Origin of the sequence: Kribbella aluminosa (genome assembly GCF_017876295.1) — a bacterium.
Classification (GTDB): Bacteria; Actinomycetota; Actinomycetes; order Propionibacteriales; family Kribbellaceae; genus Kribbella; species Kribbella aluminosa.
Window position 1 is genome coordinate 743,173 of sequence record NZ_JAGINT010000001.1, and the last position, 20,360, is coordinate 763,532.

Below are 20,360 nucleotides of genomic sequence, written 5' to 3' on the forward strand. Positions count from 1 at the left end.
GCTCAGGTTCGTGCGGGCTCTTGGGTGGGGTCCGGGCTCAGCGTGATCAGCTCAGCCACTTTCATCAGGGTCTTGGCGGCCTTTTCGACATCGCGCATGGAGAAGCGAGCTTCGGGGGCGCTGACGCTGAGGGCGGCTGGGAGGCGGGTGCCGAGGATGGGGACGGCTACACAGCGGCCGTCGGGTTCGTTCTCGCGGTTGTCTACGGCGTAGCCCAGGCGTCGTACCTTGGCAAGTTCTGCGAGGTAGTCGTCGATGTCGGTGATCGTCTCGGCTGTTCTGGCCAGCATGCCTGCTTGGTTCAGGAGTTCGCGGACCCTGGCCTCGGGCAGGTGAGCGGCGATCGCCTTGCCGAGTGCGGTGGAGTGCAGCGCGTCATGGCCGCCGCGGCTCGCCGCCAGCCGAACACTGCGCCGGCTTTCGATGATTTCGACGTAGATGACGTGGTGACCGTCGAGGACGCCGAGGTTGGTTGTCTCGTCGAGCTCGTCGCGAAGGCTCTCCAGCGAGGGGCGGACTCGTTCGCGTAGTACTTCGAGGTGGCGGGACTGCATGCCGAGGAAACCTAGGCCGATGCGGAAGAGGCCGCTGTCGACGTCGCGCTCGACGTAGCGATGCTTCTCCAACGTCCACAGGTAGCGGAACGCCGATGACTTCGGCAGTTCCGCGGCGTCGGCGACCTCCTTCAGCGTGACGCCGTCGATCGACTCCTGCAGGAGGTTCAGAACGGCGCATACGCGTTCAATGGCTCGGACTGCATACACCCGGCCCCCGGGGATGTCGTTGGCTTCGATCTGCGATGCCGGTGTCAGCGGACTCACCCTCTGTCTACGTGGGCCCCCGTAAGCCCTCGACATGAATTAGTTTCCAAGTTTCATCCTATGAAACCGCATCAAGGCGGGACAAGGGGCCAATTCCGCCTTGGGTCTCCGTTGTCAGGGAAGGTGTGGCGGCGCTTACGCAGGGACTGCGGCTGGGGTGCCTAGCCAGTCGGCTATTTCGGTGAGGAGGGACTTTTGGGTTTCGGGTGGGGCGGTGGAGGCCAGGACCGAGGAGCGGGCCAGGTCGGCCAGTTCGGGGTCGGTGAAGTTGTGGGTGGTGCGGGCGGTTTCGTACTGCTCTGCGAGGCGGGAGCCGAAGAGGAGGGGGTCGTCGGCGCCTAGGGCGATGCGGGCGCCGGCTTCGTAGAGGGTGCGGAGGGGGACGTCTTCGGGGCGGCGGTAGACGCCGAGGGAGACGTTGGAGGCGGGGCAGACTTCGAGGGCGATCTGGGCGTCGACGATGCGCTTCAGCAGATCCGGGTCCTCGACGGACCGTACGCCGTGGCCGATGCGGCCGGCGCCGAGTTCGTCGATGCAGGTGCGGACGGTGGCCGGGCCGCAGAGTTCGCCGCCGTGGGGGGCCGCCAGCAGGCCGGCGTTGCGCGCGATCCGGAAGGCCGGCTCGAACTCCGACGTCGTACCGCGGCGCTCGTCGTTCGACAGGCCGAAGCCGACCACTCCGCGGCCGGCGTACTGCGTGGCGAGGCGGGCCAGGGTGCGGGCGTCCAGCGGGTGCCGGGTGCGGTTCGCGGCGATGATCACCTGGACGTCGATCCCGGTCGACGCCGACGCGTCCCGGGCGGCGTCCAGGACCAGGTCGGTGAACTCGGTGATCCCGTGGAAGCGGTTCGCGTACCCGGACGGATCCACCTGGATCTCCAGCCAGCGTGAGCCGTCCGCCCGGTCGTCCTCGGCTGCCTCGCGGACCAGCCGGCGTACGTCGTCCTCCGTCCGCAGCACCGAGCGCGCGATGTCGTACAGCCGCTGGAACCGGAACCAGCCGCGCTCGTCCGCGGCGGACAGCTCGGGCGGCCAGTCGGTGCGCAGCGCGTCCGGCAGCCGGACGCCGTGCTTGTCGGCCAGCTCGACCAGCGTGAGGTGCCGCATCGACCCGGAGAAGTGCAGATGCAGGTGTGTTTTCGGCAGCACCCGCAGATCCCGCTGCGTCATCACAGAAGGTTACCGATGGACAGCGCCGGGAGAGAAATCGGCCGCGGACCTACGCCACTCACCAAACCCCCCACAGACCGTCGCGCCGAGCGGGAGCGCCGCGCCGCCGGCGTGGTTGGTGAGTGGCGGGCGTCCATCTCAGCTCAGTAGCTTCGCGATCCGGGTGAGGCCTTCGGTGAGGTCGTCGTCGCCGAGGGCGTAGGACAGCCGGAGGTACCCCGGTGCGCCGAACGCCTCGCCCGGTACGACCGCCACCTCGACCTCGTCGAGGATCAGGTCCGCCAGCTCCGCCGACGAAGCAGGAGTCCGGCCGGCGATCTCCTTGCCGAGCACGCCCTTGACCGACGGGTACGCGTAGAACGCGCCGGTCGGCTCCGGGCACTCGACGCCGGGGATCTCGTTGAGCATCCGGACCATGGTCCGGCGCCGCCGGTCGAACGCGACCTTCATCTCGTCGACCGCGCTCAGGTCGCCGGACACCGCCGCGAGCGCGGCCCGCTGGGCGATGTTGCAGACGTTCGAGGTCTGGTGCGACTGCAGATTGGTCGCGGCCTTGATGACGTCCTTCGGGCCGATCATCCAGCCGACCCGCCAGCCGGTCATGGCGTACGTCTTCGCGACACCGTTCAGTACGACGGTCCTGTCCGCGAGCTCCGGCACCGCGACCGGGATCGACGTCGCCCGCACGTCGCCGTACGTCAGGTGCTCGTAGATTTCGTCGGTGATCACCCACAGGTCGTGCTCGAGCGCCCAGCGGCCGATCGCCGCGATCGCGTCCGGGCTGTCGACGGCACCGGTCGGGTTCGACGGCGAGCAGAACAGCAGCGCCTTGGTCCGCGGGGTCCGGGCCGCCTCGAGCTGCTCGACGGTGACGCTGTAGTTCTGCGTCTCGTCGGCCAGCACCTCCACCGATACGCCGCCGGCCAGCCGGATCGCCTCCGGGTACGTCGTCCAGTACGGCGCCGGCAGCAGCACCTCGTCGCCCGGGTCGAGCAGCGTCGCGAACGCGTTGTAGACCGCGTGCTTGCCGCCGTTCGTGACCAGGACCTGCGCGGCCTCGATCTCGTACCCGGAGTCGCGCTTTGTCTTGTCCGCGATCGCCTGCTTCAGCTCCGGCAGGCCGCCGGCCGGGCTGTACCGGTGGTTCTTCGGGTCCCGGGCCGCCGCGACGGCCGCCTCGACGATGTAGTCGGGCGTCGGGAAGTCCGGCTCACCGGCGCCGAACCCGATCACCGGCCGGCCGGCCGCCTTGAGCGCCTTCGCCTTGCTGTCCACCGCCAGCGTCGCCGATTCACTGATGGCGCCGATCCGCGCCGAGATCCTGGAACCCATGCGCCCATCCTGGCACCCCGGCTGACGGCCTCACCCCGGGTATCACCAGGTGACGCGGACGTCCGGCACCGATCAGCCGCCCGCCGGTGTGGACGCAGCTCACGATCCGGGGAACGCGCCGGGGGTGCTGTCCGTTGGGACCTGCTGGAGGCTGTATGGTTCTGACCGCGGTGCGGCGCCCGGCCCGATGGGACGGTACAGGGTCCGTGCGGAGGCTGAGTTCGACCACCTGGCTCAGACCCCGTACACTTCTCTAGTCCGGGCGTTGATGGCCCTGATCCGGCATGCCCGAGATCAGGTCCCACGCGGCGTCCGGATGGATTGCAGAGGGCACTAGCTCAACTGGCAGAGCATCGGTCTCCAAAACCGAAGGTTGGGGGTTCAAGTCCCTCGTGCCCTGCAAATCCTGACCGGCGCAGGGCCGGTCAGGCCGCCGCTAGCGAAAGAGGTAAGTCGTGACGGAGACGCGCACCCCGGCACCGTCCGGCGCCGGCAAGCCTGCGGAGGGCAAGCAGGGCAGGGGCCTGCTGCGCTTCTACCGCCAGGTGGTCGCCGAGCTCCGCAAGGTGGTCTGGCCCACTCGCAAGCAGCTGTCCACCTACTTCGTGGTCGTCCTGACCTTCGTGGTGTTCGTCATCACGATCGTCTCGGTCCTCGACCTCGCCTTCGGCTGGGCGATGTTCAAGGTCTTCGGCTGAGGAACGCCACGATCGACGACCTCCCGTAGGTCCCGGGCTCCCGGCCCGATCCGAAGCAGACAAGACCCCGATGCACAGATGACGGAGTACGACGTGTCCGAGCGCGACGACGAGGTCCTCGATCACGAGGACGAGTTCGACGTATCCGCCTCCGACGACCTGGAGCTCGATTTCGACGAGAACGCCACCGACGACGACCTGTTCGGTGACGACGCCGATGACGATGACGACCCGTTCGCCGGCCTCGACGACGAGGACGAGGGTGACGAGACCAGCGACGAGACCGACGACGACGAGTACTCCGCCGACGACGGTGCCGAGACGCCGAAGCCGGACCCGGACACCTCCGACGACGAGCCGGTCGTGGTGGTCCCCGCGGCCGACGGGGCCGAGGTCGCCGAGGTGGTGACCGCGGCGGACGTCGAGGACGCCGAGGAGGAGCTCGCCGACGAGACCGCGGAGACCGCGCCGCTGACCACCGCCGAGCCGGCCGCCGCGCCGGACGAGGTGGTCTTCTCCAGCGCCGGTGCCACGGACGACGCGGACACCGACGACGACGCAGACACCGACGACGACGCAGACACCGACGACGCAGACACCGACGACGTCGCGGACACCGACGGCGACGGCACCGACGTCGCGGCGGCGGAGCCCGCTGAGCCGGTCGACCCGCTCGAGGAGCTGCGCAGCCGGCTGCGTTCGCAGTTCGGCGACTGGTACGTCGTGCACACGTACTCAGGGATGGAGAACCGGGTCAAGGGCAACCTGGAGAACCGGATCAACTCCCTGAACATGGAGGACTACATCTTCGAGATCATCGTGCCGACCGAGGAGGTCGCCGAGATCAAGAACGGGCAGCGCCGGATGGTGAAGCGCACGGTGCTGCCGGGCTACGTGCTGGTCCGGATGGATCTGACCGACGAGTCCTGGTCGACCGTGCGGCACACGCCGTCGGTGACCGGCTTCGTCGGGAACAGCCAGAAGCCGGTCCCGCTCAGCCTCGAAGAGGTGGAGAAGATGCTCGCTCCGGCCGTCGTGGCGGCGGCCGAGGCGGCGGCAGCCGAAGCCGGTGCCGCACCCGCCAAGACCGCGGCCAAGAAGAAGGTCGAGGTCGCCGACTTCGGTGTCGGAGACTCGGTCATGGTGGTCGACGGGCCGTTCGCGACCCTGCACGCCACAGTCACGGAGATCAATGCCGAGGCCCAGCGGATCAAGGCCCTGGTGGAGATCTTCGGCCGGGAGACCCCGGTGGAACTCAGCTTCAACCAGATCCAGAAAGTCTAAGGACCCGACAGAATGCCTCCCAAGAGTAAGAAGATCGCTGCCCTGGTCAAGGTGCAGCTCCAGGCCGGTGCCGCGACGCCGGCCCCCGCCGGTCGGTACCGCGCTCGGTCCGCACGGCGTCAACATCATGGAGTTCTGCAAGGCGTACAACGCCCAGACGGAGTCCATGCGCGGCAACGTCGTACCGGTCGAGATCACGATCTACGAAGACCGTTCCTTCTCCTTCGTCACCAAGACGCCGCCGGCGCCGGAGATGATCAAGAAGGCCGCCGGTCTGCAGAAGGGCTCGGCCGTCCCGCAGCGGGACAAGGTCGGCAAGATCAGCAAGGACCAGGTGCGCGAGATCGCCACCACGAAGATGCCGGACCTGAACGCCCGCGACATCGACGCCGCGATGAAGATCATCGAAGGTACGGCGCGCTCCATGGGCGTCGTCGTCGACGGCTGATCGCACCCTTTTCATTCGAAGTAGTGGCAGGGCGACGCGCCGCCCGGAGACCACACCCCAGAGAGGAACAGCAGCAATGGCACAGCGCAGCAAGGCTTACCGCGCCGCCGCGGAGAAGATCGACTTCGATCACCTCTACACGCCGCTCGAGGCGATCAAGCTCGCCAAGGAAGCGGCCGGCAGCAAGAAGTTCAACTCCACCGTGGACGTCGCGATGCGTCTCGGGGTCGACCCTCGCAAGGCCGACCAGATGGTGCGCGGCACCGTCAACCTTCCGCACGGTACCGGCAAGACGGCACGGGTCCTCGTCTTCGCCACCGGTGAAAAGGCCGAGGCCGCGAAGGCCGCCGGCGCCGATTTCGTCGGCGACGACGACCTGATCAAGAAGGTGACCGACGGCTGGCTCGACTTCGACGCCGTCGTCGCGACCCCTGACCTGATGGGCAAGGTCGGCCGCCTCGGCCGGGTTCTCGGCCCGCGTGGTCTGATGCCGAACCCGAAGACCGGCACGGTCACCCCGGACGTGGTGAAGGCCGTGAACGACATCAAGGGCGGCAAGATCGAGTTCCGGGTCGACCGGCACGCGAACCTGCACTTCATCATCGGCAAGGCGTCGTTCGACGAGGCCCAGCTGGTGGAGAACTACGGCGCCGCGCTCGACGAGATCCTCCGGCTGAAGCCGGCCAGCTCCAAGGGCCGCTACATCAAGAAGACGGTCTTCTCGACCACGATGGGTCCGGGTGTCCAGGTTGACCCCAACCTGACCCGCAACCTCGCCGAGGACCAGGTCGACGCCTGAGCCTCAGCTTCTTCAGAACGCCCCCGGGTCGACCCGGGGGCGTTTCTGTTTGTCAGCTGCGGGTGGCGACCAGGTCCGGCGTCAGCGACGACGGTGCCGGTACGCCGACCAGGCGCATCGTGTGGTCCAGCTCCTCGGCGAGGTCGGTGAGGAGCCGGGTGACGCCGTCGGCCGAGCCGACGGTCAGCGCCCACAACGCGGGACGGCCGACGAACACCGCGCGGGCGCCGAGGGCCAGCGCGGTGAGAACGTGCTCGCCGCGCCGGATGCCGCCGTCGACGTACACCTCGATGTTGCTGCCGGCAACGGCTTCGGCGACCTCGGGGAGTGCCTGCGCGGTCGGGATCGAGCCGTCGAGCTGACGGCCGCCGTGGTTCGACACGATGATGCCGGCGGCGCCCCCGTCCGCGCAGCGCTTGGCGTCGTCCCCGCGCAGGACGCCTTTGACCACGACCGGCAGGCCGGTGCGTTCGGCGAGCCAGCCGATGGCGTCCGGGTTCAGGTCGTCGGCCTTCGCGAGGTCGTCGTCGGACCAGTCACCGGCGGGCAGGTTGGCGAGCAGCTGGCCGGGTTTCACCAGGTCCCAGACGGTCTCGCCCTCGTCCTCCTTGCGGCCGACGACCGGGGTGTCGACGGTCAGTACGACCGCCCGCGCGCCGCCCGCGACCGCCGCATCGAGCATCCTGCGGGTGATGTCGCGGTTCCGGACGATGTAGATCTGCAGCCACCACGGCACTCCGGTGGCGCCGAGCTCGGCGAACGTCGAGCCGGCGTTGCTGGAGACACCGAGCACGGACCCGGCCGCGCTGACGCCGCGCGCCATCGCGAGCTCGCCGTCCGGGTCGGCCATCCGCTGCATCGTCGACGGCGCCACCAGGACCGGTGCGTCGACCGGCGTGCCGAGCACCGTCGTACCGAGATCGACGCCGGACACGTCGTTCAGCACGCGTGGCCGGAAGCGGTACGCCGACCAGGCCGCGGTGGCCTCGCCGACGCTGACGCCGGCCGCGGAACCCTGCCGGTAGTAGCGGTGCACGGCCTCGGGCAACTTATCGGCGGCCGCGCTCTCCAGAGTGTCGATCCAGCGCATGCGGCCCATCGTCGCACTCTGTCCCGGCCGGCGGGAGTACTTTTCCGGGCGGAAGATCCGGCCGAAGGGTAGAGTCGACGGCATGACGCAGTACGGGCGGCGATTTCTGCGCCCCGGCCGGCACGACGGTGCCGACGGGGTGAGCCGCTGCTGCGCTCTCTCCTGAGGTAACCGCGGCCGACCGGGGTGGACCCCCGTCGAGACCGTCATCCTTGGAGAGCAACCCATGTCTGTCCTCACTGTCGAAGAACTGCACGCTGCCCTCGCGCTCCGCGACCTCAGCGACCCGGCCCAAGGGCCGCACGCCGTCCAGCTCGTCGTCGACGCGATCCGCGCCGCGCTCGGCGCGGCCTGGCCGTACACCGAGATCTGGACCCGCCGCGACCATCCGGTCGTACCGCTGGCGGACAACTACGACAACCTCGGCTACGCGACCGATGCCGTCACCCGGGAGGCCCGCTACACGCGCTACGCCTCGGAGACCGAGGTGCTGCGAAGCCACACGTCGGCGATGATCCCGCCGGCGCTCCGGGAGCTGGCGGGCTCGGAGGCGTCCGACGTACTGATGGTCTGCGCCGGCATCTGTTACCGCCGGGACTCGGTCGACTGGCAGCACACCGGTACGCCGCATCAGCTCGACCTGTGGCGGGTCAGCCGGAACGTCACCCTCGGCGAGCCGGAGCTGGAGGACATGATCGCCCGCCTGGTCGCCACCGTCCTGCCCGGTCAGACCTACCGCACCGTGCCGGCGGTCCACCCGTACACGATCCACGGCCGCCAGATCGACGTACTGCTCGACGACCAATGGATCGAGATCGGTGAGTGCGGGGTCGCGGCGCCGCACGTACTTCGGTTGGCCGGGCTGGACGAGAGCTGGACCGGGCTGGCGATGGGCCCGGGGCTCGACCGGCTGATGATGCTCCGGAAGGGCATCCGCGACATCCGGCTGCTCCGGTCCACCGATCCGCGGGTGGCGGAGCAGATGCTGGACCTGACGCCGTACAAGCCGGTCTCGTCGATGCCGCCGGTCCGCCGCGACCTGTCCGTCGTGGTGGACGGGTCGGCGGACGTGTCGGACGAGGTACTCGGCGACAAGGTCCGGGCCGCGCTAGGCCCGGACGCCGACGCCGCGGAGTCGCTGGAGGTGCTGGGCGAAACGTCGTACGACGACTTGCCGACGAGTGCCCGGACACGTCTCCAGATGACGCCTGGTCAACGGAACCTGCTGGTCAGGCTGGTCCTGCGGCCGGTGGACCGGACCCTCACCGACGCGGAGGCGAATGTCCTGCGGGACAAGGTCTACCGTGCGCTGCACGAGGGGCCGGTGCTGGAGCTGATCAGCGCTTGAGCTCGCGGGCCGCCACCACGAACGCGCACACGGCGAGCGGCAGCTCGACCAGCAGCGCTTCGGTCAGTGAGAGCGTCCGGTCGAACCCGGCGGCCGCTGTGCTCACGTCGAACCAGGCGTCGGCGATCAGCAGCGTCCCGGCGGCCATCGCGGTCAGAACGGCGTGCCTGTTGCGCTTGTGCAGCAGGTACGCCGTGAGCCCGGCGGCGATCGCCGTACCGCAGTCGAGGCCGATCCAGGTCAGCTTCCAATGGCCGACCTCGTAGCTGCTCGGCAGCGTGGCTGCGAGGATCAGGCACCACGGCAGCAGCACCGCCGCGACGCCGGCGGCCACCATCGCGGCCAGACCGCCGGGGGAGTGGCGGGCCCGGAACCGGCCGTCCAGCCGGCCTTCGGCGATGTAGTCCTCAAGCGCGTCGGCAACGCGGTCGTCGATCGCGTCACCGAGCGTCCCCTCCATGGCTCGCCCGATGTCCGCGGGGAGCGTGCTGCCGATCGCTGTCGTCGTCATGCCATCAAGCCTTCCGGGGAACGCCTTTCGAGACAGTCCGGCCAGCCCACGAAGGGGGGTGGGGATAACCCCCGTCCGCTTCCGTGGGCTGTCCTCATGCTGCCTGGCGGCGCCGACCACGTAGGTTGTGACCGCGAGCAGGCGCTGACACGGGGAGGTGATCCGGATGACGGCTGCGGCGAGTCCGGTTCCCCGGACGCCGTGGGGACTCTGGCGGTCGCCGTACTTGTGGTTGGCAACTATCCATCTGCTCGGCGACGCGGTGGTCGTCCTGACCTCCGGTCTGCTCGTGCTCGGCGCGACCGCCGTGGTCCTGGCCGGCTTCCCGCTCGCACTCATCGGGATCCCGCTCAGCCGGTGGGCGAACCGTTGGGTCTACGGCATCGCCGGATGGGAGCGGGCCCGGGCTCGGGTGACCCGTGGTCAGGAGGTGCCCGCGCTGGTGCCGCCGCCGCGCGCCGGGTCGGCTGCCAAGGACGCGGCCCTGGCGGTCAAGGACCCGGGTCTGTGGCGCCAGTTCATCTATTACGTCGTCCTGTTCTGGGCGGCGATCGCGTGGCTGTTCGTGGTTCCGTTCGCCTGGTCGGTGCCGCTGGTGCTGATCGGGCTGCCGGCGTACTACTCGTACTTCGCCGCTGCGCAGGCCCAGCTCGGGCCGTTCGTCATCGACTCGACGACGCGCGCGTCCGTGGTCGCGGTGCTCGCGGCGCTGTTCCTGCTGTTCGTGTCGCCGCTGATGATCCGGGCCGCCTCGTGGTTCGACGGCTGGCTGGTGAAGGAACTGCTCGGGCCGTCGGAGTCCGGCGTCCTGGCCGAGCGTGTGCATCAGTTGGTGCAGAGCCGGCAGCAGGTGGTCGACTCGGTCGAGGCGGAGCGGCGCCGGATGGAGCGCGACCTGCACGACGGCGCCCAGCAGCGGCTGGTCTCGCTGGCGATGAGCCTCGGCCGGGCGAAGAACCGGCTCGGGGACAAGGAGCCGGCGGTCCGCGCGCTGATCGAGGAGGCGCACTCGGAGGCCATGCAGGCGATCGCCGAGATCCGTGACCTGACCCGGGGACTGCACCCGCCGGTGCTCACCGACCGCGGCCTGGACGCGGCACTGTCGGCGGTCGCGGCGCGCTCGCCGGTCCCGGTCCAGCTGCGCGTCGACGTCCCGGTGCGGCCCTCGCTGACGATCGAGTCGATCGCCTACTTCGTGGTGACCGAGGCGCTGGCGAACGTCGCCAAGTACGCCGAGGCCGCGCAGGTGGAGGTGCTGGTGATCCGGGAGGACGACGTACTGCGGGTCGAGGTGCGGGACAACGGCCGCGGCGGCGCGGATCCGGCACGCGGCAGCGGACTCCGGGGGCTGGCCGATCGGGTGGCCGGTGTGGACGGACAGCTGACGGTGGACAGTCCACCGGGCGGCGGCACGACGCTGATCGCGGAGGTGCCCTGTGGCTGAGGAGGCCGAACGGATGCGGGTCGTGATCGCCGAGGACTCGGTGCTGCTGCGGGAAGGCATCGTGCGGCTGCTCGAGGAGCAGAACTGCGTGGTGGTCGCGGCGGTCGGCGACGGCAACGCGTTGCTGACCGCGGTCGAGGAACACCGGCCGGACGTCTGTGTCGTCGACGTCCGGATGCCGCCGACGTTCACCGACGAAGGGCTCCGGGCGGCGCTGGTGATCCGCGACCAGTTCCCGGAGGTCGGCGTCCTGGTGCTCTCGCAGTACGTCGAGGAGCGGTACGCGAGCGAGCTGATCGGTGGGAACCCGGGCGGTGTCGGGTACCTGCTGAAGGACCGGGTGGCGGACGTCGATCAGTTCATCGACGGGCTCCGCCGGGTCGCGGGCGGCGGCGCGGCGCTGGACCCGGAGGTGATCTCGCAGCTGCTGGTGCGGTCCCGGAAGGCGGATCCGCTGGCCGTCCTGAGTCCTCGGGAACAGGACGTTCTCCGCGCGATGGCCGAAGGCAAGTCGAACGCCGGGATCGCGCAGGCGCTGGTCGTCGGCGAAGGTGCGGTCGAGAAGCACATCAGCAACATCTTCCTGAAGCTCCAGCTGTCCCCCACCGACGGCGAGCACCGCCGGGTGCTGGCCGTCCTGAGATATCTGGGGACCTGATGAAACTCACTGTGCTGATGCCGCGACTCCGTCGCGGCGGGCCATGGGGCTGGTGCTCCCGGTCTTCCCTCGTCGCTCCGGTCGCTCCGGTCGCTCCGCTCCCTGCGCTCCTCAGTCCAGACCGGGAGGCCCCATGACCAGGGCGCAGCGGACGATGCTGCTGGTCGGGGTGCTGCCGTTGCTGGCGGTGCTGGTGGTGGGCGGACTGGGGACGGTGGGGGCGATCCGGGGCAAGTTGCCGTACAGCTATACCGCCTCGTTCGCGCCGGCGACGGACGGCGTACAGATCACCTCCGATATCTCCACCCAGATCGTGGCGAGCTACGACGGGCAGGTGCACGTGTCCGTCGACGGGACGTACGCGGCACAGCGGCCGGACGTCCGGGTGTCGACCGTGGGCCGGCTGGTCGTGGTGAAGACGATGTGCCCGGACTCGCACTGCCAGGTCAACCTGACGGTGGACGTTCCGGCGGCCGCCGCGGTCCGGGCGAAGGTCGATGGGTCGTCGATCAACGTCGCCGGGGTGGCGGCGTCGCTGACGGTGGACGTCAGCGACGGCTCGGTGGACATGGCACAGCTGCGCAGCCCGCAGGTGTCGGTGGACGCGCGCGGCGGCTCGATCTCGATGATCTTCGACCGGCCGCCGGAGCAGGTGTCGGCGACGTCCAGCGACGGCTCGATCCACCTGCAGCTGCCGCGATCGACGACGTACGCGATCGACGCGGTCGCCGCGCAGGGGTCGACCAATCTGAACCTGCCGAGCGATGCGTCCGCCACCCACCGCGTGTTCCTGCGCAGCAGCTACGGGAGCATCACGGTGCAATAGCCGCGCAGAAGGCCTTCGCCTTGTCGGTGATCGATGCCCAGTTGGCCGCGGCCACGTCGGCGGGGGCGACGACGTCGGTGCCGGCGCTGACGGCGAGGGCCCCGGCGGTGAGGAAGTCCTTGGCGTTACCGGCGTTGACGCCGCCGGACGGGATCAGCGGTACGCCGGGGAACGGGCCGTTGAGGTCCTTGAAGTACTTCGGGCCGAGCTGGTGCGCCGGGAAGATCTTCACCGCGGCGGAGCCCAGCGCGAGCGCGGTCATCACCTCCGACGGGGTGAACGCGCCGAGGACGACCGGGACGCCGGCGGACCGCGCGGCCTCGGCGATCGCGGCGGCCTCGGGACCCTGACCGGGGGTGACCAGGAACTGCGCACCGGCGTTGATCGCCTGCGTGGCCTGGGCGGCGGTCTGGACGGTTCCGGCACCGACGACCGCGCCGGTCTCGGCCGCAGTGGCAGCGGCCCGTTCCAGGTGCCGGGGGAGGTCCGGCGTGGTGTAGGTGAGCTCGACGACGTGGATGCCGCCGGCCACCAGTGCGGCGCAGAGGTCGCGGGCGTCGGAGATCTCCGGGGCGCGGACGACGGTCAGCACCCGGTCGGCGCGGAGCAGGTCCAGGGTGTTCACAAGGGGTTCCTCTCGGAGCAGGTCGACGAGTCGGAGCAGGTCGACGATCGGGGCAGGTCGACGATCAGGGAGTTCGGCGTACGGCGTGACCGGGGCGGGCCTCGGTGCGGTGGTGGTCGTCGATGACCGGGACCCCGTTGACCAGCACGTACGGAATCCCTTCGGCCGGTTGACGGGGGTCGGGGAAGGTGGCGGCGTCGCGGACCGTGTCCGGGTCGAACAGCACCAGGTCCGCGGCGTACCCGGCGCGGACCAGCCCGCGGTCGGTGAGCCGGAGCCGCCGGGAGGGGCGGCCGGTGAGGTGGTGGATGCAGTCGGTCAGGTCGAGGACGCCGAGCTCGCGGACGTACCGGGAGAGGTACCGCGGGAACGTGCCCCACGAACGCGGATGCGGTTTGCCGCCGACCAGGATCCCGTCCGAACCGCCGGTGTGCGACCGGTGCCGCATGATCGTCCGCACGTTCTCCTCGTGGCCGACGTGCTGCAGGATCGACGTGGCCAGGTCGTCGGCGAGCAGGATCTCGTAGAACACGTCCGCGGCCGGCTTCCCGGACCGCGCGGAAAGTGCCGCGACGGTGTTTCCGACCGTTTCCGAAAGCGCTTGATTGCGCACGCCGCCGATCTCGATCGTGTCCCACTCGACGACGCAGCCGTGGCAGCCGTCGGTGCCGACCTGCTCGAGTTCGTAGGTGATCCGCTCCCGCGCGGCCGGGTCGCGGAGCCGGGCCAGCAGCGCGTCCGGCCCGCCCTCCGCGGTCCAGCTCGGCAGCACCGCGGACAGGGTGGTTGCCCCAGGCAAGTACGGGTAGGTGTCGGTGGTGACGTCGACGCCGGAGTCCAGCGCGGCGTCGATCATCGCGACCAGGTCGGCGCCGCGGCCGGCGTTCGGCGCGAAGTTCATCACCGCGTGGGTCAGGTGCAGTGCGCAGCCCGAGCGGCGCGCCACGTCGACCATCTCGGCGTACGCCGCCAGCGCGCCCTCGCCGTACGAGCGCTGGTGCGGCGCGTAGTACCCGCCGTGCGCGGCGACGACGGAGCACAGCGCGACCAGCTCGTCGGTGCCGGCGAACATGCCCGGCGTGTACGTCAGCCCGCTGCTCATCCCGACCGCGCCGTCCCGCAGCCCGTCGGCCAGCAACTGCTGCATCCGTACCAGCTCGGTCTCGGTCGCCGGACGGTTGGAGGTACCAACGACCATCATCCGCAGCGTCCCCTGCGGGACCAGGTACGCCGCGTTGCACGCGATGCCCTCGTCGAGCCGGTCGAGGTACCCGGCGACGGTGGACCAGGAGAAGTCGAAGTCGTCCGGCTCGCCGTTCCAGCCGGCGATCTGACGGCGTACGACGGCCAGCGTCGGGTCGTCGATCGGGGCGAAGGACAGCCCGTCCTGGCCGAGGACCTCCAATGTGACGCCCTGGCTGACCTTCGCGGTGTGGTCGGGATTCACCAGGATCTGCAGGTCGGAGTGCGAGTGCATGTCGATGAACCCGGGCGACAGCACCAGCCCGTCCGCGGCGATCGTCCGGTGCGCGGCGGGCAGATCGTTGCCGATCGCCACGATCCGGCCGGAGTCGACCGCGACGTCCGCGTGGTACCCCGGCGCCCCCGAGCCGTCGACGATCAGTGCGCCGGTGATGTTCAGCATCTCAGAAGAACGTCCGGACCAGGTCCACCACGACCGGATCGGCGGCGTCCGGGTCGTCGATCACCGGGATCAGCCCCCACTTGTCGAACGCCGTGCACGGGTGCGACAGGCCGACACGCAGCTCGTCGCCGATCACCACCGGTACGGCGTCCTCGAAGTGCAGGAAACCGTGCTGGTCGTTGAGGTTCGTGACCGTCATACCAGTGGCCGGCAGCACCGGTCCGTCATCGGACCGCGGCCGGATCAGCTGCGGCTCCGGCCAGTCCTGGTCGAACGGGAAGTCGCGGCGGCCCGCGTCGAAGATCGCCAGCCCCGGCTCGGGCTGCGACGTGATCCGGATCCACCCGTGCATCGCGGCCACGAGCTGCTCGCCGTCCGTCCGCGGGTGCTCCCCGAGCGGCGACACCCGCCGGTACAGCCCGTCGTCGTGGGAGATGTACGCGCCGGACCGCAGTACCACCCTGGCGCCCTCGCCGGCCTCGGCCGCGAGGACCTTCGCGACCTGCTCGAAGTACTGGCTGCCGCCGGCACTGACCACCGGTACGACGTCGGCGTCGTACAGCGGGCGCAGCCGGTGGTGGACCGACGCCAGCTCGCGCAGGTACCCGCGGACCTCCTCGAGGTTGGCCTCGTCGACGCCGTGCCCGATCGCGCCCTCGTACCCGGCGACGCCGGCCAGCCGCAGCGTCGACGCGTCGGCGATCGCCTGGCCGACCGCCAGCGCGGTCTCCGGGTCGCGCGCGCCGGTCCGGCCGCCGATGCCGCCGACCTCGACCATCACATCGAGCGGGCGGGCGTCCGGGCCGACATACGCCGAGCGGGCCGCCTCCATGATCTCGACAGTGCGTACCGAGTCGGCCCAGACCGACACCTCGAACGACGGGTCGGCGGCGAGCTCGTCCGCGATCCAGCGCAGCTGCAGCGGGGAGATCACCGCGTTCGCGATCAGCACCCGCCGGACGCCGTACGCCCGCGCGACCCCGAGCTGGAACGCGTTGGCGAGCGTGATCGCCCAGGCTCCGGCGTCGAGCTGCATCGCCCAGAGGGCAGGCGCCATCGTGGTCTTGCCGTGCGGTGCGAGCTCCACGCCGTGCCGGGTGCACCAGGTGGTGAGGGTGTCGACGTTGTGCCGCAGGCCGGGTGCCGAAAGCGTCATCAGCGGCGTCGGGAGCTGGGACAGCCGGGGCTGGTCGGCCAGGACCTCCTTGACGGTCCGGCCCCAGAAACCCGGCGGCAGCGCCTTGTCCCGCCAACTCACCTGCTGATCGGCGAGAGCGGCGACGGCGTCGGCATCGTAAGCAGGCATCAGACCCCCTGGGGTTGGGATTGCAGAATACGCAACGCTCATTGCGTATTCTGACTCGTCGGTTGTAGCATCGCGCCCGAAGTCGCGTCAACGCACACCCCTATCCCATCACTTCTCCCGCAAGGAGTGCCGATGCCCGAGACGGCCGCGATCTGCCTGGGTGAGGCGATGATCATGCTGGCGGGTGGTTCCGGACCGCTGGCGGACGTCGAGGTGTTCCGGCGCTCGGTCGGCGGCGCGGAGTGCAACGTGGCCGGCGGGCTGGCCGCGCTCGGCGTGCCGACCGGGTGGATCTCGCGGCTCGGCGACGACGGGTTCGGTCAGCATGTACTGCGGGATCTCCAGACGCGTGGCGTCGACGTCGGGGGAGTGGAGCTGGACCCGGTCCGGCCGACGGCGCTCTATGTGAAGGAGTCGGACGGCGGGCGGTCCCGGATGCACTACTACCGGACCGGGTCGGCGGCTGCTGCGATGGCGCCTGGGTTCCTGGACCGGGCCGAGGTGCGTGAGCGGCTGGCGCAGGCGAAGCTCGTGCACACCACGGGTATTACCGCGGCGATCTCTGCCAGCAGCTCGGACATGTTGGAGCGGTTGGCGACGGAGCCGCGTGAGTTCCTGCTGAGCGTTGACTTGAACTGGCGGCCGGTGTTGTGGCGGGAGCGCGACCCGGAGCCGTTGTGGCGGCTGTTGCGGGCTGCCGACCTCGCGCTGATCGGGGCCGACGAGGCTGAGGTCTTTGCTGGTACGGGGGATGCGGATGAGCTGTACGAGCGGCTGGGCGCCAAGACGCTGGTTGTGAAGGACGACGCGAACACCGCGATCCTGCTGGAGCCAAGCGGTCGCACTGAGGTCCCAGCACTCTCTGTAGACGTTGTAGAGACGGTAGGGGCGGGGGATGCGTTTGCGGCGGGGTTCCTGGCCGGGACGTTGCAGGGGCTTCCTGCGGCGCAGCGGTTGCGGCTGGGGCATCTGACGGCTGCGGCTGTGTTGACCAAGCGCGAGGACCATGCGCCGCCTCCTAGCGCGGCTGAGCGTGAGAGGTTGCTCAACGCGACGGACGCGGAGTGGGCAGCGACGAAGATCGGTTCGGCATGAGTCAGAGCCTGGCCAGGGCACTGCAGATCCTCACCAGTCTCGGTGAGGGGGAGCGGTCGCTGGACCAGCTCGCCGGCGAGCTCGGCGTGCACAAGACCACTGTGCTGCGGTTGCTGCGCACCATGGAGGCCGATCGGTTCGTACGACGGGACGCCGCGCACAGGTACCGCCTGGGCTCGCGGCTGTTCGCGCTGGCGGACGTCGCACGCGAGCAACACGTCGTACTGCAGGTTGCTGCACCGCACCTGCACGAGTTGAACCAGAAGACCGGGCAGACGGTCCACCTGGCGGCATGGGAGAACGGCGAGGCCATCTACGTCGACAAGCTGGACAGCGTGCGCTCGGTACGCATGTACTCGCAGGTCGGCGCACCGGCCGCTCTGCACTGCACCGCGGTCGGCAAGGTGTTGCTGGCGGCACAGCCCAAGCGGCAGCGCGATGCGGTGCTGGCAACCCTGGACTACAAGGCGTACACGCCCAACACGATCACCGACCCGGACCGGTTGCTGGAGGAGCTGGTCATCTCCAAGGAGCGTGGCTGGGCGCAGGACCGGGCGGAACACGAGTCGTTCATCAACTGCATCGGTGCGCCGCTCAAGGACGCCGCAGGGCGCGTCGTCGGGGCCGTGTCGTTGTCCGTACCCGACGTACTGCTGAACTATGAACAGGTGCTCGAGCTGCTCCCCGAGCTGCTCGCCACCGCACAGGCGATCAGTGCCGACTACAACTGAGAGGGTCCTATGTCCGACAAGAGCGCAGTCTCCACCACCGACGCGCCGCCACCGATGCCGGTGTTCTCGCAGGGCGTCCGCAAGGGCAACATCCTGCAGGTGTCCGGCCAGGGCTCGGTCGACCCGGCCAGCGGCGACTTCGTGTTCGCCGGTGACGTGAAGGGCCAGACCACCCGGGTGCTGCAGAACATCGAGGCGATCCTGAAGGCCGGCGGCGCGAGCCTGGACGACGTGGTGATGCTGCGCGTCTACCTGACCCAGCGCGAGGACTTCGGCGCGATGAACGAGGCGTACGCCGAGTTCGTGTCGACCCGGACGCCGAGTGGCGTACTGCCGTCGCGGACCACCGTGTTCACCGGCCTCCCATTGCCGGACATGCTGGTCGAGATCGACGCACTCGCCGTCCTGAGCTGAACCCCTCCCAAGCCCGGGCCCCAGTGGTCCGGGCTTTGGACTGTCCATCGCTGATCCCGTATTGCGGGATATGGTTTCACCATGCAGGAAACACGAGGGTCGGTGCAGTCGATCGATCGCGCCGTGGCGATCCTGCGGTGTTTCGACGCGCGTACGCCGGACCTCGGGATCAGCGATCTGGCCCGGGCGACCGGGTTGTCGACGAGCACCGTGCACCGCCTGCTGCTGGCGATGCAGGAGAACGGGCTCGTCCGCCAGACGGCGCACCGGCGGTACGCGATCGGCCCGCTGGTCGTGCAGCTCGCGCACAGCGGTGGGATACCGACCGGTCTGCGGGACGCCGCCCTGCCGGTCCTCCGTGCACTCCGCGATGACACAGGGGAGACCGCGGCCGTGCACGAGCTGCTGCTGTCCGGGCAGCGCGTCGTCCTCGACCAGGTCGAGAGCTTCCACCAGTTGCGCCGTACCTACACGGAGTTCGGCCTGCCGGTCGCGTTGCCGCTCGGTGCGCCGGGGAAGGCCCTGCTGGCGTTCTTGCCTTTCGAGCGGCAGCAGGACGTGCTGAAGGGTCCGCTGGAACAGGTCCAGCCGGCGACAATCACCGACCCCGAGGTGCTCGCGGAGCAGTTCGCAGACATCCGCCGGCGCGGGTACGCGATGTCGCGGACGGAGCGGACCGCAGGTATCTGCAGCGTGGCTGCACCGGTGTACGGGCACTCCGGTCAGGTCACGGGCTGTCTCAGTGTGTCCGGCCCCGAGATGCGGATGCCGGTCGAGCGGATGGAGGAGTTCGGGATGAGGGTCGCCGCGGGTGCCTGGTCGGTGTCGGAGTTGCTGGGAACCACCCCGGCCGCCCGGGACCGCAGTACGGCGCTGGCCGGCGGCCGGTGATGTCACAGGCCCGGAGTCTCTGGAAGATCGCACCTGCTGTTTATCTGCCCGCCCTGCTGTACGGGATCGGGCAGGGCGCCATCGCGCCGGTTGTGGCGCTGTCGGCCACTCACCTCGGCGCCTCGGTTGCTGTTGCCGGTCTGGTCGTCGCTGCGGCCGGGCTGGGTCAGGTGATCGGTGACATCCCAGCCGGCGCGCTGACGAACCGCATAGGTGAACGCAAGGCGATGCTTGGCGCCACGGTGTTCGTGGCGTTCGCCCTGGCAGCCTGTCTGGTCGTCCCGAACGTGTGGGGTCTGGCTGTTTCCATCGGTTGTACCGGGCTCGCTGGTGCGGTCTGGGGCCTTGCCAGGCAGGCGTATCTGAGTGAAGCGGTCCCTGTCGAGCTTCGGGCGCGGGCGCTGTCCACACTGGGCGGCGTACAGCGCATCGGCTCCTTCATCGGCCCGTTCCTCGGTGCTGGCGCGATGAAGTTCCTTGGTACGGACGGTGCGTACTGGGTGCACCTGGTGGCCGCGCTACTCGCCTGTGGCGTGCTGTTGAGCCTTCCGGACGTCGAGCACCGGCGTGGGCGAGGCCCTGTCGCAGCCCAGTCCACCTGGGTCGTCATCCGCGACCACCTCCCGGTACTGCGGACTCTTGGCGTCGGAGCGCTACTTGTCGGCGCGGTGCGGGCGTCACGCCAGGTCGTGATTCCCCTGTGGGCGTTGCACATCGGGCTGGATCCGCAGACGACCAGCGTGATCTTCGGGTTGTCCGGGGCGGTGGACATGTTGCTGTTCTATCCGGCCGGTTCGGTGATGGATCGGCTCGGGCGGAAGTGGGTCGCCGTACCGTCGATGCTCGTGCTGGGGCTGGCGCACCTGCTGCTGCCGTTGACGCACACGACGGCGACGCTGACCGCTGTCGCGTTGCTGATGGGGATCGGGAACGGGCTGGGTGCCGGGGTGATCATGACGCTGGGGGCGGATGCGTCGCCGTCGGTCGGCAGGGCGCAGTTCCTCGGGGCGTTCCGGCTGTTCGCGGATACCGGGAACGGCGCGGGTCCGTTGCTGCTGGCGGGCGCGACGGCGTTGCTGGGGCTGGGCCCGGCGATCGTGATCATGGCCGGGACGGGATGGGCTGCAGCGACGGCCATGCACCGCTGGATCCCACCGCACCCGGCTGCCGAGCGACCAGCCTGAACGGGTACCGGCAGCGTCTCGCCAATCCGGACGGGCGTGG

Annotated in this window: 20 protein-coding genes, 1 tRNA gene and 1 pseudogene; 14 read left to right on the forward strand and 8 right to left on the reverse strand. The window is 69.8% G+C overall.

All coding sequences use genetic code 11. The features are described 5' to 3' along the window. Positions 1-2: 2 nt before the first annotated feature. The 3 genes from JOF29_RS03625 to JOF29_RS03635 all read right to left on the reverse strand — a co-directional run bounded on the left by JOF29_RS03625 (position 3) and on the right by JOF29_RS03635 (position 3,323). A complete protein-coding gene (locus JOF29_RS03625; protein ID WP_209692800.1) occupies positions 3-821 on the reverse strand; it encodes an IclR family transcriptional regulator in 819 nt (272 codons plus the stop codon). 135 nt (positions 822-956) lie between these two features. Then, entirely contained in the window at positions 957-1,991 is a 1,035-nt protein-coding gene (locus JOF29_RS03630; RefSeq protein ID WP_209692801.1) for an adenosine deaminase, read from the reverse strand. A 138-nt stretch (positions 1,992-2,129) separates the two neighbouring features. Continuing rightward, positions 2,130-3,323: a pyridoxal phosphate-dependent aminotransferase gene (locus JOF29_RS03635; protein WP_209692802.1), complete on the reverse strand. Its 1,194-nt coding sequence runs from the start codon at positions 3,321-3,323 to the stop codon at positions 2,130-2,132. A 327-nt stretch (positions 3,324-3,650) separates the two neighbouring features. On the opposite strand from JOF29_RS03635, the gene JOF29_RS03640 reads away from it, so the two are divergent. The 5 genes and pseudogenes from JOF29_RS03640 to rplA all read left to right on the forward strand — a co-directional run bounded on the left by JOF29_RS03640 (position 3,651) and on the right by rplA (position 6,552). Then, positions 3,651-3,723: transfer RNA gene (locus JOF29_RS03640), tRNA-Trp, on the forward strand. A gap of 55 nt (positions 3,724-3,778) precedes the next feature. Next, on the forward strand, positions 3,779-4,021 hold the full coding sequence (gene secE, locus JOF29_RS03645) for a preprotein translocase subunit SecE (RefSeq protein ID WP_209692803.1): 243 nt from the start codon (positions 3,779-3,781) through the stop codon (positions 4,019-4,021). A gap of 78 nt (positions 4,022-4,099) precedes the next feature. Next, entirely contained in the window at positions 4,100-5,305 is a 1,206-nt protein-coding gene (gene nusG, locus JOF29_RS45870) for a transcription termination/antitermination protein NusG (protein WP_209692804.1), read from the forward strand. Between the two features lie 12 nt (positions 5,306-5,317). Next, positions 5,318-5,753, forward strand: a pseudogene (rplK, locus tag JOF29_RS03655) (50S ribosomal protein L11). Between the two features lie 76 nt (positions 5,754-5,829). Then, positions 5,830-6,552 (forward strand): 50S ribosomal protein L1, encoded by a 723-nt coding sequence (gene rplA / locus JOF29_RS03660; protein WP_209692805.1) that lies wholly within the window; start codon positions 5,830-5,832, stop codon positions 6,550-6,552. A 52-nt stretch (positions 6,553-6,604) separates the two neighbouring features. Here rplA and JOF29_RS03665 read toward each other — a convergent pair whose 3' ends face one another. Next, on the reverse strand, positions 6,605-7,642 hold the full coding sequence (locus JOF29_RS03665; protein ID WP_209692806.1) for an alpha-hydroxy acid oxidase: 1,038 nt from the start codon (positions 7,640-7,642) through the stop codon (positions 6,605-6,607). A gap of 226 nt (positions 7,643-7,868) precedes the next feature. Between JOF29_RS03665 and srmL the strand changes: the two genes are divergently transcribed. Then, positions 7,869-8,990 (forward strand): PheS-related mystery ligase SrmL, encoded by a 1,122-nt coding sequence (gene srmL, locus JOF29_RS03670; RefSeq protein WP_209692807.1) that lies wholly within the window; start codon positions 7,869-7,871, stop codon positions 8,988-8,990. On the opposite strand, the gene JOF29_RS03675 is transcribed toward srmL, so the two are convergent. Beyond that, positions 8,980-9,501 (reverse strand): hypothetical protein, encoded by a 522-nt coding sequence (locus JOF29_RS03675; RefSeq protein WP_209692808.1) that lies wholly within the window; start codon positions 9,499-9,501, stop codon positions 8,980-8,982. The two genes, srmL and JOF29_RS03675, sit on opposite strands and share 11 nt — an antisense overlap. 166 nt (positions 9,502-9,667) lie before the next feature. On the opposite strand from JOF29_RS03675, the gene JOF29_RS03680 reads away from it, so the two are divergent. From JOF29_RS03680 to JOF29_RS03690, 3 genes are all read left to right on the forward strand, one after another. Next, positions 9,668-10,945 (forward strand): sensor histidine kinase, encoded by a 1,278-nt coding sequence (locus JOF29_RS03680; RefSeq protein ID WP_209692809.1) that lies wholly within the window; start codon positions 9,668-9,670, stop codon positions 10,943-10,945. A 13-nt stretch (positions 10,946-10,958) separates the two neighbouring features. Next, the gene (locus tag JOF29_RS03685) at positions 10,959-11,603 is read left to right on the forward strand and encodes a response regulator transcription factor (protein ID WP_209695952.1); all 645 of its coding nucleotides are present in this window, start codon (positions 10,959-10,961) and stop codon (positions 11,601-11,603) included. Between the two features lie 133 nt (positions 11,604-11,736). Continuing rightward, a complete protein-coding gene (locus tag JOF29_RS03690) occupies positions 11,737-12,429 on the forward strand; it encodes a DUF4097 family beta strand repeat-containing protein (protein ID WP_209692810.1) in 693 nt (230 codons plus the stop codon). Here JOF29_RS03690 and JOF29_RS03695 read toward each other — a convergent pair. The 3 genes from JOF29_RS03695 to JOF29_RS03705 all read right to left on the reverse strand — a co-directional run bounded on the left by JOF29_RS03695 (position 12,416) and on the right by JOF29_RS03705 (position 16,005). Further along, entirely contained in the window at positions 12,416-13,054 is a 639-nt protein-coding gene (locus JOF29_RS03695) for a bifunctional 4-hydroxy-2-oxoglutarate aldolase/2-dehydro-3-deoxy-phosphogluconate aldolase (RefSeq protein WP_209692811.1), read from the reverse strand. The two genes, JOF29_RS03690 and JOF29_RS03695, sit on opposite strands and share 14 nt — an antisense overlap. 64 nt (positions 13,055-13,118) lie before the next feature. Next, positions 13,119-14,699, reverse strand: a complete 1,581-nt coding sequence (locus JOF29_RS03700; RefSeq protein ID WP_209692812.1) for an N-acyl-D-amino-acid deacylase family protein — start codon at positions 14,697-14,699, stop codon at positions 13,119-13,121. Position 14,700: 1 nt separating this feature from the next. After that, a complete protein-coding gene (locus JOF29_RS03705) occupies positions 14,701-16,005 on the reverse strand; it encodes a type III PLP-dependent enzyme domain-containing protein (protein WP_209692813.1) in 1,305 nt (434 codons plus the stop codon). A gap of 132 nt (positions 16,006-16,137) precedes the next feature. Between JOF29_RS03705 and JOF29_RS03710 the strand changes: the two genes are divergently transcribed. The 5 genes from JOF29_RS03710 to JOF29_RS03730 all read left to right on the forward strand — a co-directional run bounded on the left by JOF29_RS03710 (position 16,138) and on the right by JOF29_RS03730 (position 20,320). Next, positions 16,138-17,100 carry a sugar kinase gene (locus JOF29_RS03710; protein ID WP_209692814.1) on the forward strand — a complete coding sequence of 321 codons (963 nt, stop codon included), beginning with the start codon at positions 16,138-16,140 and terminating at the stop codon, positions 17,098-17,100. Further along, positions 17,097-17,831 (forward strand): IclR family transcriptional regulator, encoded by a 735-nt coding sequence (locus JOF29_RS03715; protein WP_209692815.1) that lies wholly within the window; start codon positions 17,097-17,099, stop codon positions 17,829-17,831. The genes JOF29_RS03710 and JOF29_RS03715 overlap by 4 nt, the downstream gene beginning before the upstream one ends. A gap of 9 nt (positions 17,832-17,840) precedes the next feature. Then, positions 17,841-18,245 carry a RidA family protein gene (locus JOF29_RS03720; RefSeq protein WP_209692816.1) on the forward strand — a complete coding sequence of 135 codons (405 nt, stop codon included), beginning with the start codon at positions 17,841-17,843 and terminating at the stop codon, positions 18,243-18,245. 81 nt (positions 18,246-18,326) lie between these two features. Continuing rightward, complete coding sequence (locus tag JOF29_RS03725) at positions 18,327-19,136, forward strand: IclR family transcriptional regulator (protein ID WP_209692817.1); 810 nt, start codon at positions 18,327-18,329, stop codon at positions 19,134-19,136. Continuing rightward, entirely contained in the window at positions 19,136-20,320 is a 1,185-nt protein-coding gene (locus JOF29_RS03730; protein ID WP_209692818.1) for an MFS transporter, read from the forward strand. The genes JOF29_RS03725 and JOF29_RS03730 overlap by 1 nt, the downstream gene beginning before the upstream one ends. Positions 20,321-20,360: the final 40 nt, after the last annotated feature.

Excerpts from the sequence above, each read along its gene's own strand:
- JOF29_RS03630 (WP_209692801.1), bottom strand. The coding sequence starts at position 1,991 with ATGACGCAGCGGGATCTGCGGGTGCTGCCGAAAACACACCTGCATCTG.
- JOF29_RS03635 (WP_209692802.1), bottom strand. The coding sequence starts at position 3,323 with ATGGGTTCCAGGATCTCGGCGCGGATCGGCGCCATCAGTGAATCGGCG.
- nusG (WP_209692804.1), top strand. The coding sequence starts at position 4,100 with ATGACGGAGTACGACGTGTCCGAGCGCGACGACGAGGTCCTCGATCAC.
- rplA (WP_209692805.1), top strand. The coding sequence starts at position 5,830 with ATGGCACAGCGCAGCAAGGCTTACCGCGCCGCCGCGGAGAAGATCGAC.
- JOF29_RS03665 (WP_209692806.1), bottom strand. The coding sequence starts at position 7,642 with ATGCGCTGGATCGACACTCTGGAGAGCGCGGCCGCCGATAAGTTGCCC.
- srmL (WP_209692807.1), top strand. The coding sequence starts at position 7,869 with ATGTCTGTCCTCACTGTCGAAGAACTGCACGCTGCCCTCGCGCTCCGC.
- JOF29_RS03675 (WP_209692808.1), bottom strand. The coding sequence starts at position 9,501 with ATGACGACGACAGCGATCGGCAGCACGCTCCCCGCGGACATCGGGCGA.
- JOF29_RS03680 (WP_209692809.1), top strand. The coding sequence starts at position 9,668 with ATGACGGCTGCGGCGAGTCCGGTTCCCCGGACGCCGTGGGGACTCTGG.
- JOF29_RS03685 (WP_209695952.1), top strand. The coding sequence starts at position 10,959 with ATGCGGGTCGTGATCGCCGAGGACTCGGTGCTGCTGCGGGAAGGCATC.
- JOF29_RS03690 (WP_209692810.1), top strand. The coding sequence starts at position 11,737 with ATGACCAGGGCGCAGCGGACGATGCTGCTGGTCGGGGTGCTGCCGTTG.
- JOF29_RS03700 (WP_209692812.1), bottom strand. The coding sequence starts at position 14,699 with ATGCTGAACATCACCGGCGCACTGATCGTCGACGGCTCGGGGGCGCCG.
- JOF29_RS03705 (WP_209692813.1), bottom strand. The coding sequence starts at position 16,005 with ATGCCTGCTTACGATGCCGACGCCGTCGCCGCTCTCGCCGATCAGCAG.
- JOF29_RS03710 (WP_209692814.1), top strand. The coding sequence starts at position 16,138 with ATGCCCGAGACGGCCGCGATCTGCCTGGGTGAGGCGATGATCATGCTG.
- JOF29_RS03715 (WP_209692815.1), top strand. The coding sequence starts at position 17,097 with ATGAGTCAGAGCCTGGCCAGGGCACTGCAGATCCTCACCAGTCTCGGT.
- JOF29_RS03720 (WP_209692816.1), top strand. The coding sequence starts at position 17,841 with ATGTCCGACAAGAGCGCAGTCTCCACCACCGACGCGCCGCCACCGATG.
- JOF29_RS03725 (WP_209692817.1), top strand. The coding sequence starts at position 18,327 with ATGCAGGAAACACGAGGGTCGGTGCAGTCGATCGATCGCGCCGTGGCG.
- JOF29_RS03730 (WP_209692818.1), top strand. The coding sequence starts at position 19,136 with ATGTCACAGGCCCGGAGTCTCTGGAAGATCGCACCTGCTGTTTATCTG.